Genomic DNA, 13,060 nt, shown 5'->3' with positions numbered 1-13,060 from the left:
TCCGCGCGTCAGGTCATTTCGTCCCGAAGCGCGTCGATGATGTTTTCCTTGCGAATCCGGCTTACCGCGTACGCCATCGTGGTGAAGATGACGAACAGCACGCAAAGGATGCTGATGCCCATGCTCGAAAGCGGCAGCTCGAAGACGATGCCCTCGCCCCCGCCGGCAAACATTCCCCGATAGATGAGGTAGGCGCACAGCACGGAGAGCGGCAGGCCGATCGCCAGCGCCCGCAGGCCGTAGAGCGCGCACTCGAAGCGCATCATCCGGTTGAACGCGGGCTCGGACATGCCCACGGAGCGCAGCATCGCCAGCTCGCGCCTGCGCAGGCGGATGTTCGTGGAGACAGTGTTGAACACGTTAGCGGCCGCGATCAGCGAGATCATGAGGATGAACGTGTACGCGAACACGTCCGCGATGAAGACGAAGTTGCGGTTTTCCTCCAGCACCTGCGACATGTTCAGCAGCGAGTAGGCGGAGGTGACGCCCGCCGCCTGAATCCTCGCCTTCATCTCGGCGGCCGACTGGCCGGGTGTCCCAGAGGTGAAGGTCATGCCCCTCGTGCGCACGTCCGCGACGATGCCCGCGGCCGCGAGCTCCGCCCTGCGCGACCAGGGGGCGATCACGTTGAAGTAGTAGACGTTCTGGTCCGAGTAAGCGCTCGTCCCCTTCGTCGGGGGGATGTCCGGCGACACGGCCTCTACGAGCGTCATCTCCGCGCGAAACGCGTGCGCCCGATCCGGCTCGCCGCCTGCCGTGGGCGTGAGGGTCGTCTCCAGGTGGCCCGGCTGAAACAGGTCGCGAAAGTCCGCGGCTTCCTTTTCCCCCTGCTTTTCCCCGCTCGCGGTCTGCAGCTTGGCGACGGCGACCCACCTCGCGCCCGCTCCGGTGTAGGCCTCCACCGGCAGGCCGGCTTCCTCCAAAAGCGCGCGGTACGTGTCCTCGTCCAGGAACTGCACCTCCACGGGCAGCTCCACCGTCCCGTCCGCCGGGGGCTCGTCCCTGACGTCCCAGTAGGCGTCCGCCAGGTCCGCCGCGTCCACGGAGCAGGAAAACGCCGTTATCTCCTGATAGTTTCCGCCGGTGACGCCGGGCGCGGTCAGCAGGTCTTCATAGAGCGCGATCAGCTTGGTATCGTTCAGCCCGCGCATTTCCAGCCCGACGTCGTAGGTGGTGAAGGCGATCGACTGCGCCATGACCTGCTCCAGATCTCCCACGAACGCGCTGGCCGATATGAACAGCACGACGCTGAGCACGAGCGAAAACACGATACTGCGGTAGCGCCTGCGGTTGCGCTTGAAGTTTTTGACCGCGAGCGTGCCCTCCAGCCCAAAAAGACGCTGCGTGAGCCGGGAGGTCCGCACCGTGCGCGCGCCGACCTTGACCTCGTTCGTCTGGCGGATGCACTCCATCACCGGCATACCCGCGGCCTTTCGGGCCGGGATGTACGCGGAGAGGAGAATCGTGATCAGGCTGATTACGACGGCCGCGGCGATGGCCAGCGGGGTCACGTGCAGGGTCAGCGTAACGCCGCTGTACAGGATGCTGCCAAAGTTCGCGGCGACGACGGCGATCACGATTCGGATGCCCAGCAGCCCGATCAGCACGCCCAGGGGGATGCCGGCCGCGCCGATGCAAAGCCCCTCGAAGAGCACGGAGCCCCGAATCTGCCTGGCCGTCGCGCCCACGGAGGCGAGGATGCCGATCTGCTGCATGCGCTCCGACAGCGAAATGCTGAACGCGTTGTAGATGAGGAAGATCGATCCCACCATGATGATGGAGATGACGACGGTCGCGATGGCGAGCAGCAGGGCGCTGAACACGTTGTCGCCGGAACCGGACGCGAGGCCCATGAAGCGCAGCACCTCGTCGTTAAAGAGGGTCGCGTGGCCCCCGGCGGCCCGCTGCGCGTAGGCGTGCACGCCGCGCGGCGACTTGAGCGTGACGAATGCGCTGAGGCTCTCCGCCGGCGTCCTGCTGTCGGTCCGGGTGATCACGGTGTAGCCGGGCGCGGCGGTTTCCTCAAACGCGGGCCTGCCGTAAGTGCCCACGACCGTGTAGGTTCGCGTCGCTTCGGGCGCGAACGTCTCGTCCGGCGCGTAGGGGTCGTGCTGGGTGAGGCGCTGCGCCCCGCGCATGCGGCTGCCGACGGAGAGGTTCAGGGTGTCGCCCAGGTCGAATTCCACGCCGCCGACCGACGACACGTGCGAGGGGATGATCGCCTCGCCGCCGTTTTCCGGCAGTCTGCCGGAGAGCAGGATGAGGGGCAGGGAATCAAACGCCTTCTGGTCGAAGCCCGCGAGGAAGAGGTAGGGCTTGTCGGCATTTTGACCGTCCGCCAGCCGCGCATAGCCGATGTTTTGAAGGGCGAACACGTCCGCGGCCTCGTCGTCCTGCGCGCGCTCCTCGCAGAAGCGCCCGTCCACGCCCAGGAACGCCGTGTGCCAGCCTCCATACCGCTGCGCCGCGCCCGCCGCCGCGTAGTCCAGCAGGGAGATGCCGAACGTGAGCGCCGCCGTGACCAGCGCGGCGGACAGGGCGACGCCCACGATCGTGACGAGGGTGCGCGTGCGGTTTCGCCGAAGCCCCTGAAAGGCGACCTTGCAAAAGACGTTCATCGCCGCGCCACCTGCCTCTCGTCGCGCAGAACCTTGCCGTCGGCGATGGTGATGATGCGGTCCGCCTGCAGGGCGATGTTCTCGTCGTGGGTGACGACCAGCAGGGTCTGGTGGTACTTCACGTGGCTTTCCTTCAGCAGCCGGATGATCTCCTGCCCGTTGCGGCTGTCCAGGCTGCCGGTGGGCTCGTCGGCCAGGCAGACCTGCGGCGCGTTCATCAGCGCGCGGCCGATGGCGACGCGCTGCTGCTGGCCGCCGGAGAGCTGGTTGGGCAGGTGATCCCTGCGCTCCTGAAGGCCGAGCAGGTCGAGCAGGTCGTTTAGGCGCTCCTCGTTGACCTTGCGCCTGTCCATCAGGATGGGCAGCGTGATGTTCTCCACCACGTTCAGCGTGGGGATGAGGTTGTGGAACTGATAGATCAGCCCGACCTGGCGCCTGCGGAAGATGGCGAGCTTCTCGCTGCTGCCCGCGTACACGTCCTGCCCGTTCAGGTAGATCTTGCCGCTCGTGGGCACGTCCACGCCCGCGATGGCGTGCAGCAGCGTGGACTTGCCCGAGCCGGAGGAACCGACGATGGCGGTGAACTCCCCTTTTTCGAGCGTCAGGGAGACGTGATCCAGCGCGACGACCTGGTTTTCCCCCTTGCCGTATACCTTGCACAGATCCTCAATCCTTAAAAAATCCATGATGTGAGCCTCCTTTTCCTTGGTTCGCCTACATCATAGCGCCGCGCGCTCACATCTTCGTGACTTTCGGGTGAGAGATCCGTCACTTTGGGAAGCGGAGGATGAACATCGCCCCGCCCTGCGGGTGGTTCTTCGCGGCGATCGTCCCGCCCTGGCGCACGAGGATGGTCTTGCACAGGTTCAGGCCGATGCCGTATCCGGCGGCGTTCGTATTCTTCCCGCGGTAGAACCGTTCAAACAGGTGCGGCAGGTCGCCGCTTTCAAAGCCCGGTCCGCTGTCGTGCAGGACGATTTCGCCGTGCAGCGGGGTGTCCGCGCAGGCGATCTCGATCCGCCCGCCGTCGCCCGCGCTCTGCATGCAGTTTTTGAGCAGGTTGGACAGGGCCTGCGTCAGCCACAGGCCGTCGCCCCGGATCGTCATGCCGGGCGGCACGCGCGTTTGAAGGGCGATGCCGTGCAGCTCCATGGAGATGAGGAGGGGCCGGGCCGCGGCGTTCAGCAGGCGCTCCACCTCGATCTCCTCGCTTTGAAAGGCGACGATGCCCGCGTCCAGCCGGGAGAGCTTGAGCAGGGAGTCGAGCAGCCAATCCATCTGCGACAGGAGCTCCTCCGCTTCGCGCAGAAACGCCATCCGCCGCTCCCCGTCGGGCTCCGCCCTCAGCAGCGACAGGATCAGGTTCGCGGAGGTGAGGGGCGTGCGCAGCTGGTGGGCGACGTCGGCCAGCGAGTCGGCCAGATGCTCCTTTTCCCGCCTCAGCGCCTCGTTCTGCTCGCGGATGCGCAGCGTCATCTTCGTGATCTCGCTGTGCAGGATGGAAAGCTCGCCCTCCTCCGCCTCCGCGATAAACAGGTGGTCTGCGTCGTGGAGCACGCGGTCGATCTCCTCCGAAAGGCGCGCAAGGCGCCCGTAGCGCGCGCGGGTAAACGCGAAAAAAGCCGCGCAGAAGGCGGCGGCGGATGCGAGCGCCAGGGCGCCCGCCGCGGGCGACAGCAGGAAGCCCGCAGCCGCGAAGGCGGCGGTCAGGGCGCAGAGCAGGGCGGCGAAACGGCGAATCTCTCTACTGCGAAACATGGTCGCCTCCCAGCCGGTATCCCGTGCCGCGGACGGTCAGGATGATCTTCGGGTTCGCGGGGTCGTCCTCGATCTTTTCCCGCAGGCGCTTGATGTACACGGTCAGCGTGTTGTCGTTCACGAACTCGCCCGCCGCGTCCCACAGCTCGTCCAGCAGCCGCGCGCGCGTGACGATGGCCTTCGGGTTGTTGACGAACACCAGCAGCAGGCGGTATTCCAGCGCGGAGAGGAAGACCTCCGCCCCGTTCCGGGTCACGACGCCGCTGGCGAGGTCCACGCGAAGACCGCCGCACTCAAACGTTGGCGCGGCGCGTCCGCGCCTTCGCTGCGCGGCCGCGATGCGCGCCATGAGCTCGCGCGGGCGGAAGGGCTTGGTGACGTAGTCGTCCGCGCCGAGGCTGAGCCCGGTCACGACGCTCGCCTCGTCGCCGGATGCCGTCAGGAAGATCACGGGGACGTCCTGCTTTTCCCGCATTTCCGTCAGGAGCGAAAAGCCGTTGCCGTCGGGCAGGGAGATGTCGACCAGCGCCAGGTCAAACGCGCCCCGCGCGGTCTGATCCAGAGCCTGCGCGCGCGTCGGCGCGTGCACGACCTCGAACCCCTCCGCGCGCAGGAGCAGCACCAGGTTCCGGGCGATGGCCCGGTCGTCCTCGACCAGAAGGATGCGGTTCATCCGGTTCAACCTGCCTTCCCTTGCGGCGCGCCCCGCGGGGCCTTCGGGGGCGTTCCCCGCTTTCGCCGCTGCATAGACCCATTATATTTCTTTTGCAGAAAATATACAAGCACGCGCGGGAGGCAAAAAAGGCCCGCCGTAAAGGCGGGCGGGAAAGAGGCTTATCCATCGGAGCTGTCTGCGTGTAAGAAACAGAAGCGCGCTGCGCTGGGCCCCTCCCCCTTATGCTTAAATGATTTCGAGGTAATCCTTGTCCGGCAGCGGGGCGAAGGGCGCGGTCGGAAGCGTCTGGTACCAGTACGCCACCGACGCGATGTCGTCCTGCAGCGGCAGGTAGCGTCCGCCGCTTCTCCACCCCAGCGCCTGGATCGTCACCCGCAGCTCCTCCTCAAACCGGATCGGGTCCTGAAGGTGCCAGCGATACATGCCAAAGCGCATCTGGCTCTTGTACAGCTTGTCCGCGCAGATCACCTGCGGCAGCCCCGCGTACGGCGTCGTGAACGGCACGTACTTGTCGTGCGTGAACGGGTCCTCGAAGTCGTACGACCCGCAGAAGTAGTCCTCCGTTCCCGTCCCGCAGATCGTCGGGTACTCCCTGTCCCCGTCGATGTAGAACTTGATTTCGCCCTCGCCCCACCAGCCGCGGTTGTTCACGCCCCACGCCATGTAGGTGCCCACGTAGTGACCCTTCCCCTTCACGCCGTCCACGAGCGTGTAGACCTCCTTGTACGGCAGCGGGTTCACACGCCTGAACTGCGCGCAGAAGTACGCCGCGTCCTCTTCCACCTCCGTCAGGCAGTAGTCGATCTGGTAGTAGATCGTCACCGGCTCCTCCGCTCGGTTTTCCAGCGTCATCCGGCAGTGCTTTCGGAACGGCATCGGCCAGTAGCAGTTGAACGCGCTTCCCGGGTTCACGCACACCGCCAGCGACGACACCTGCGCGTATTCCCCCCAGCCGCACGCGAAGAAGTCCCCGATCGGCGATTCCACCGACGCGTTCTCCTGACCGTCCCAGTACATCCTGAGGATCGTATTGCGCCAGCTTCCCGTCGGCGTCAGCCAGATGTGCTGGATGCACCCCGGCCCTTCGATGTCCGCGATTTCAAACGTCTCGCCCGGCTGGATGATGATGTACGGGTTCACCTTCCATCCAAGGCCCAGGTCCCGCGCCGCGCGCTTCGCGTTCCCCTCTTCCAGCGGGCAGCGTCCGCCCCCGCCCGCCTCGCCCTTGTAGTTCTCCGGCGAGATCGACCGCGTCTTCGCGTTTGACAGCTTGAAAATGTCCGCCATGCTTCCGATTCCGTTGTATGCCATGATTTTGTCCCTCCAAGTTTTGTGTTCAGTCCCCGCTCCGCTCGATCGCGGGCAGCTCGGCTTTCATCCACTGGATGTTGTAGATCGGGAAGAACTGGCTCATCGCGAAGTAAAACGTCCTTCCCTCCTGCTCCACGTATTTGGGGTGCATGAAGGCGCCGTAGAGCGACGGATACGCGGCGCCCGTCGCAAGCGTCACCGGCTCGCCCCACGGGCCCCAGGGCGTGACGCCCTCGCGCATGACGATCGAATACGTCTTCTCGCACATGTACGTGAGGATGAAGTTGCCCAGATATGCGTCGTAGAGCACCGAAATCTCGCCTACCGGCCCTTCGATGATCTGCTTTGCCTGCGCGAGGCCCTCCTCGCCCTGCACGAAGACCGGCGCGCCGGCCTCGTCCGTGCCGGTGAAGTAGGCGTAGAGCGAAAAGTCCTCGATCTGAGCCGTCGGCGCCTTCATCAGCGCCACGCCGCCCATCCGCCCTGCGGGGATGCCGAAGAAGTACATCGTGTCGCCGATCTCGCAGTTGGCCGTCTGAATGAAGTTGCTGTCCCCCGGCCACATGACGTCGCTTAGCTTTTTCCAGGTCTGGCCCTCGTCCTCTGAAACGGCCAGCCCGGAGTGGCGGCAATCCCACCGGCCCGCGTCGCCCCAGTGCGACACGGACATGTAAATGCAGTAGAGCTTGCCGTTCGCGGAAAAGAGGTTGGTGGGGATGACCGTCACCTCCGTGCCCTCCCGCTTGAGGCTGCGCAGCAGCTCCTTGGCCCGGCCGGTCTTGTCGGTCACCGCGTCCGTGATCGTGAGCCCGTCGGACGGGTCGTCGTCCTCGATCACGAACAGCACGTTGCTGCGCCAGTGCGACTGATCCTCCGCGCCGAACGTATCCCCGCCGAACATGTAGGTCTTACCGTTCAGCACGGCCATCGAGCCCAAATCCGTCCCCCAGACCCCGAATCGGGACTGCGTTTTGTTTTCGCTCTCCTCGCCCGTGATCTGGGCGACCTTTGTGACGCGGGTCTTCTTCAGGCTGTGGAGCGCCCATTGCTTGCCGGGCAGGGCGGCGACGGCGGCCTCGTCCCCGCCGCCGCCGGCCGCGAGGGCCGCGGGCGACGTGGCGAGCAGCAGCGCCGAAAGAAGGGCTGCGATCCGTCTTTTCATCATTTTGGCGCCCTCCCTCACTTGATGCCCGATATCATCAGGCCCTTGACGATGTAGCGCTGGAAGCAGAGGAACACGAAGATCGGCGGCAGCGCCGCGATGATCGAGCCCGCCAGCACGACGCCGTAGGAATTGCTGTACATGTTGTTGTACGAGCGTATGACCTGCATCACCTGCAAATACTTGCTGCTGGTGACGGTCATCGCGGGCCAGAGGAAGCTGTTCCAGCAGCCCAGAAACGCGCTGGTGCCCATGATGACGTAGGGCGACTTCGCGTTCGGGATGAAGATGCTGATGAAGATGCGGAAGCGGCTGGCCCCGTCGATGAGCGCGGCCTCCTCGGTCGCCATCGGCATGTTGAGAAAGAATTGCCGAAAGAAGAAGATCGAATACGCGCTCGCCAGTCCCGGCAGGATCAGCACGGCGTAGGAATCGAGCATGCCCAACGTGTTGACGACCACGAAGGAGGTCACCAGGATCGTGATGCCCGGAATGTACATCGTAAAGATCGTCAGCCGCCACAGCGGTTTTTTGAATCGGAAGTCCAGCCGCGCATAGGCGTAGGCCGCCATCGAGTTGATCGAGATCGAAAGCAGCGCCGCCGAAACGGCCACGAACGCCGTGGAAGCGAGCGATTGCAGGAAGGGGTAGGTCGTATCGCTGAACAGCTTTTGGAAGTTGTCCGTGATCCACACGGAGGGGAAGAAGCGCAGCGGGTTCGCCTTCAGGATTTCCTTGCCGGATTTAAACGCGGAAATGCCCATCCAGACCAGCGGGAAGAGGGAGATCACCGTCACCAGGAGCGCGACCGCGGTAAAGACCCATTCGACCCTTTTTCGATTTTTATTGACCGACATCGCTTTCCCTCCTCACTCGTCCTGCGCCTTTTCGGAACCGATCAGCATGAACACGACGCTGTTGAGCAGCCCGATGATGATCATCAGCAGCAGCGACGCCGCGACGGTATAGCCCATGCTGTAATCGGCGCTCTTGAAGTTGTTGTACACGTAGATCATCGGCGTCAGCGTGCTGTTGACCGGCCCGCCGGTGCCGTTCATCATCATGTAGGGCAGGTCGAACATCTGCAGCGTGCCCGCCATGAGGTTGACCATGATGAGGATGAACACGTTTCGCAGCGACGGAATCGTGATGCGAAAGAGCTTGGTGAGCATGCCCGCCCCATCGACCTCCGCGGCCTCGTAATAGCTCTGCGGGATGTTTTGAAGCCCCGCGTACATCACCAGCGAGTTGTAGCCGAACCCCAGCCAGATGGTCGCGAACGATACGGCCATGCGCGAGAGCGTGGGGTCCTTGAGGAAGGCGACGCGCTTGTGGCCCGTCTGCATGATGAGCCAGTTGAGGATGCCGCCCTGGTAGTTGAAGATGAAGAGGAAGATGACCGACGCGACCACGCCCGAGATGACGGTCGGCACGTAAATCGCGGTCTTCGCGTAAGCGCCGACGCGCTGGTTCATGCCGCGCAGCACGTGCGCGAAGAGGAAGCAGCAAATGATTTCGGTGGGCACGATCGCCAGCACGAACCACAAAATGTTCCCGAGCGACCTTTGAAAGAGCTGATTTTTGAGCACCATCTGAAAGTTTTGCAGGCCGATAAATCGGGTCTCGCCGTAAAACTGCCAGTCGGTAAAGCTCTTTTCCAGCGACATCACCAGCGGCGCCAGCACGAAGATGCCCAAAAAGACCAGCGAGGGCAGGATCATCAGATAGGCCGTCCAGTGGTCCATCCGATAGGTGGTGCTCCGCTTTCGGGCCGCCGTTGCCTTATTTGTCATCGCAATACTCCTTTCCTAACTGGTCCAGCGGAATTGAGGAGGGCTCTCGCCCTCCTCAAAACGTCTTCAGGCTTACTGGGGCTTTTTGTTGGCGTAGTCGTTGCCCTCGATGAACAGGTTGATCGCGTCCGCCGCCTGGGCGAGCGCATCCTCCGCGGACGTCCCGTTGATCAGCACCTCGTCCATCGCGGTGAGCAGGAAAGAGCTGATGTCCCAGGCGTAGATCGGCTCGCTGATGGCGTTGGGGATGATCTCCTGGGAGATCGTCTGCATCCACGCGTCGTCCTTTGCCGCGGTGTTTTCCATCAGGTACGCGTCCACGGACTCGCGGGGCGCGTACTTGGAGAAGTTCGCCGCCTCAAAGAAGCTCGCGGTGCGCTGAGCGTCCTGGCCCAGCAGCCAGTAGATGTAGGCCGCCGCGCCCTCGGCGTTGTCGGTCTTGGCGTCGATCGCGTAGGTCCAGCCGCCGACGGTGCTCTTGAAGGGCGAGCCGTCCTTGGTGGGGGCCGGCGCCACGCCGATCACGTCCGCCATCTCCGGGTAGTTGTTGAGGATCTCCGCGATGCCCCAGGAACCGCAGAAGGTCATCGCGACGCTCTCGTCCCCGATCAGGCGCGCGGAGCCGTTGTAGCCCTCCAGCGGCTGAAGCGGCACGTATTCGTTCGTGTACAGCTCGCTCATGAAGTTCAGCAGGTCCGCGTAGCCCTGATCCTGGCAGTCGGCCGCGTCCCAGCCCTCGGTGATGGGCCAGTGGCCCGCGGCGGTGTATTCCCAGCCCCACATGGACCATTCATAGTTCATCGTGGCGCCGTACATGTCGTTCGTCGTCAGCGCCTTGGCCGCCTCGACGAACGCATCCCAGGTCTTGGGCGGGTTTTCCGGGTCCAGGCCCGCCTGCTCGAACAGGTCCTTGCGGTAGTAGAGCACGACCGCGGGCTCCAGCATCTGCGGGTAGGCGTACTTCTTGCCGTTTACCGTCACCATGTCCCGCACGTTGTCGTACAGGTCGTCCCAGGCGTCCTGCGGAATCAGTTCGTCCAGCGGCAGGAACATGCCCTGGTTCGCCTGCCACACGATGTTGCTGTAGTTGGTCAGCAGGATGTCCGGCGTGGTGCCGGCGGCACGCGCGGCGGTCAGCTTTTCATCCCAGGCCGCGCCGTCCACGAACTCCTGCGTCACGTAGTACTTCTGGTTCGGGTCCGCGTTGAATTCCTCGACCATCTGCTCGCACCACGCGCGGTTCCAGTCCTCGAAGATCTGGTTCCACAGCACGACCTCCGTCTTGCCCTCGGTGTCCGCGCCCGCCGCAGCGGGCAGCAGGGTCAGCGCGATGAGCAGCGCCATCAGCAAAGATGTCATCCGTTTCACAAGAAATACCTCCCATTTATGATTTGATCTTTAGCATGTACAGCGTGCGGGGAGAAAGCTCCAACCGAAGCGTCCGCACCTCGCCCGCCTGCAGCATGCCTAAATCCGTCGTTGAGGGGCCCCCGTCCGCGTCAAAGCCCGTGTGCAGCAGCACGCTTCCGGCCCCCAGCGCGTTTGCGTCAAGCTCCACCTCAGCCCCCTGCGTCCGACCGTCCACGTTCGTCAGGAACACGGCCGCGCTCCCTTCGGGCGACCTGAAGCAGCTGGCGAAGACGGCCTCGACCTCGTAGCTGCCGCGCGTCTCCTCGCCGCCCCCGCCGTAGTTGTAGTGGAACCAGGGCAGCCGAATCCGTTCGCAGGCGACGCGCGGCGTGCGCAGCATCGTGCCGTAGGCCCAATAGGGGTTGGCCAGCCCCGTGCGCGCCCTTGCGAACGCGCGCAGGTAGGCGGCGCGCTCCGGCGCGTAGGCGTAGCCGCGCTTCTGAAAGCGGAAGTAGTGCTCCTGTGGGTCGTTCTCCGCCCCCTCCAGCAGCTCCATGGGGCTGTACTCGTGGTTGATCTCGTAAAGCCCGCCCCAGGAATACACCTTGGCCGCGTTGTAGTAGAAGAGATCGCCCGTTTCCTCCACCAGCTTGCCCCAGCCGTCCATCCGGACCGGCCCGTATTCGTGGTAGACGAAGTCGAACATCGGGATCATCCGCGCGCGTCCGTCGCGCATCGCCTCCGCCAGCGGCCAGGTCTCCAGCATCGCGCAGGGCTGGGCCCAGGCGCGCGCCTGGTAAAAGCTGAGCTGCGGCAGGAAGCACTCGCACATCATCTCCGTGCCCAGCGGCACCTCGCGTCCCGCCTCCTGCGTAAGCGCCGCGCGCGTGTCCTCGTAGACCTCCTGATAGCCGCGCGTGATCTCGCATCCGCCGCCCGGCGTGTGCGCGTGATCCTCGCGCTCGCAGATCTTGATGAGGTTGTTGGCCGAAATGTCGTAGTACATCGCGTCTACGCCCGCCTCGCGCAGCACCTGCAGGTCGCGCTCGCGGTGGAACGTCCGGGTGTACGGCTGGCAGGGGCAGAGCATGTTGAACGTGTAGCCGTCGTGACTGTAAGTCGGCGAGGGGAAACGCTCCAGGTTCTCCCGCAGCAGCTCCGGCCTGCTCTTGTCCAGCCCTACGAGAAAGTCGAATTCAAAGGGCGCGAAGCGGTCGCCGTTTTCCCGGATCGCCCGGAGGTTCGCCGCGTTAAAGCGCGTCGGCAGCCAGTCCTCCATCGCGCCGGGGATGCCGTTCTGAAAGTCCTGCAGGCGGTTCGTCCAGTCCGGGCCGAGCACGTGAAAGCCGTGCGCGCCGATGTCCCTGCGATAGCGGTTCAGCCACTTCGTGCGGTCGCTGCCCGCGTTCACGCCGAACGTACAGTACCCCACGTCCTCGTACAGCCAGCGCGCGCGGTCCGCCCGCCCGGCGGCGGTTCCCTCGCGGCACCATTCCTGCTCCGTCGCCCAGGCCTTGTACAGCCCGGCCGCTTCCTCCCAGCCGTCCCCGTCCGTGAAGCGCACGACGAAGTCGTAATCCATCGACACCTTCGCGCCCGGGCGCAAATCCTCATAGCCCGCCATGTGGCTTAGGCAGAGCGCGCCGCCCTGCGTCCAGGCGTTCAGCCACTTCTGGTGACAGCCGCCGTCCTGCGCCGCCAGGTACAGGCCCCCGCGCCCTTCCTCGTAATAGCTCATCAGCTGCATCGACGCGCCCGAAAAGCCTTCGGGGTAGGGCGCAAAGCGCAGCGCGCCCTGTTCGGGCAGCACGGCGGCGGGATTTTGCACCAGCACGCCCGTCGCCCAGGCGTGCGCGAGGCAGCCGCGCCCGCCGTAATCCGTGAGCGGCCCCAGCACCGGGTATTCCACCGCGCGCCACGTGCCCGCAGGCCCGTTTTGAACGGACGCCCGGAACGCGGCGCCGTCCGCGAGCAGGCGAACGCTCGCATTCACCACCGCGTCCGCAAGCTGCCAGCGAATCTCAAGGCCGTCCGCCTCCGCCCGCACCTGCGCCTCGCCCAGCGGCGCCGTCTCTTCGCCCCTGATGACCTGTCCGGCCGTCTTGGCCCCCTCGGCGATATAGCGCCGGTTCCGTTTCAAATCCTCCAGCTGGAGGATCGCGCCCGTCGCGTCGTCGATCTGAAGGCGAACGCCCTCGTTTTGCAAGACCATGCCGTCTTCCCTCCTTCCAATTCATGGCATCGATGTCATACTTTTTGTGATAAGCCTTTGGCGCTGATAAATGCTCCTTTGCAGGAACATTTGAGGCGCTTTTTTTCTTTTGGGCCTCTGTCACAAAAAGTATCCTTTAGATGCAGTCCGAATCAAAAACCGTGCCGTAAATCCAGATGT

At 64.4% G+C, this 13,060-nt stretch carries 10 protein-coding genes; all 10 read right to left on the bottom strand.

All coding sequences use genetic code 11. The features are described from left to right. Window positions 1-8: 8 nt before the first annotated feature. A complete protein-coding gene (locus C1725_RS03205) occupies window positions 9-2,618 on the bottom strand; it encodes an FtsX-like permease family protein (protein ID WP_102410241.1) in 2,610 nt (869 codons plus the stop codon). Beyond that, window positions 2,615-3,304, bottom strand: a complete 690-nt coding sequence (locus C1725_RS03200; protein ID WP_102410240.1) for an ATP-binding cassette domain-containing protein — start codon at window positions 3,302-3,304, stop codon at window positions 2,615-2,617. Before C1725_RS03200 ends, C1725_RS03205 begins: the two co-directional genes overlap by 4 nt. An 82-nt stretch (window positions 3,305-3,386) precedes the next feature. Beyond that, window positions 3,387-4,376: an ATP-binding protein gene (locus tag C1725_RS03195; RefSeq protein ID WP_102410239.1), complete on the bottom strand. Its 990-nt coding sequence runs from the start codon at window positions 4,374-4,376 to the stop codon at window positions 3,387-3,389. Beyond that, window positions 4,363-5,049, bottom strand: coding sequence for a response regulator (locus C1725_RS03190; RefSeq protein WP_102410238.1), 687 nt, complete (start codon window positions 5,047-5,049; stop codon window positions 4,363-4,365). The genes C1725_RS03195 and C1725_RS03190 overlap by 14 nt, the downstream gene beginning before the upstream one ends. A gap of 228 nt (window positions 5,050-5,277) precedes the next feature. Continuing rightward, window positions 5,278-6,363, bottom strand: a complete 1,086-nt coding sequence (locus C1725_RS03185) for a DUF2961 domain-containing protein (protein ID WP_102410237.1) — start codon at window positions 6,361-6,363, stop codon at window positions 5,278-5,280. Between the two features lie 25 nt (window positions 6,364-6,388). Then, a complete protein-coding gene (locus C1725_RS03180; RefSeq protein WP_102410236.1) occupies window positions 6,389-7,528 on the bottom strand; it encodes a DUF4185 domain-containing protein in 1,140 nt (379 codons plus the stop codon). Between the two features lie 14 nt (window positions 7,529-7,542). Then, window positions 7,543-8,382 carry an ABC transporter permease subunit gene (locus C1725_RS03175; protein WP_102410235.1) on the bottom strand — a complete coding sequence of 280 codons (840 nt, stop codon included), beginning with the start codon at window positions 8,380-8,382 and terminating at the stop codon, window positions 7,543-7,545. A gap of 12 nt (window positions 8,383-8,394) precedes the next feature. After that, window positions 8,395-9,318 (bottom strand): ABC transporter permease subunit, encoded by a 924-nt coding sequence (locus C1725_RS03170; protein ID WP_102410234.1) that lies wholly within the window; start codon window positions 9,316-9,318, stop codon window positions 8,395-8,397. A gap of 72 nt (window positions 9,319-9,390) precedes the next feature. Then, on the bottom strand, window positions 9,391-10,677 hold the full coding sequence (locus C1725_RS03165) for an extracellular solute-binding protein (RefSeq protein WP_102410233.1): 1,287 nt from the start codon (window positions 10,675-10,677) through the stop codon (window positions 9,391-9,393). A 25-nt stretch (window positions 10,678-10,702) separates the two neighbouring features. Further along, window positions 10,703-12,880, bottom strand: a complete 2,178-nt coding sequence (locus tag C1725_RS03160; protein WP_102410232.1) for a DUF6259 domain-containing protein — start codon at window positions 12,878-12,880, stop codon at window positions 10,703-10,705. Window positions 12,881-13,060 lie beyond the last annotated feature (180 nt).

The sequence above is a fragment of the Beduinella massiliensis genome, assembly GCF_900199405.1.
Lineage (GTDB): Bacteria > Bacillota > Clostridia > Christensenellales > Aristaeellaceae > Beduinella > Beduinella massiliensis.
The sequence above is the reverse complement of the archived record's forward strand: the minus strand, read 5'-3'. Positions and strand labels throughout refer to the sequence as shown.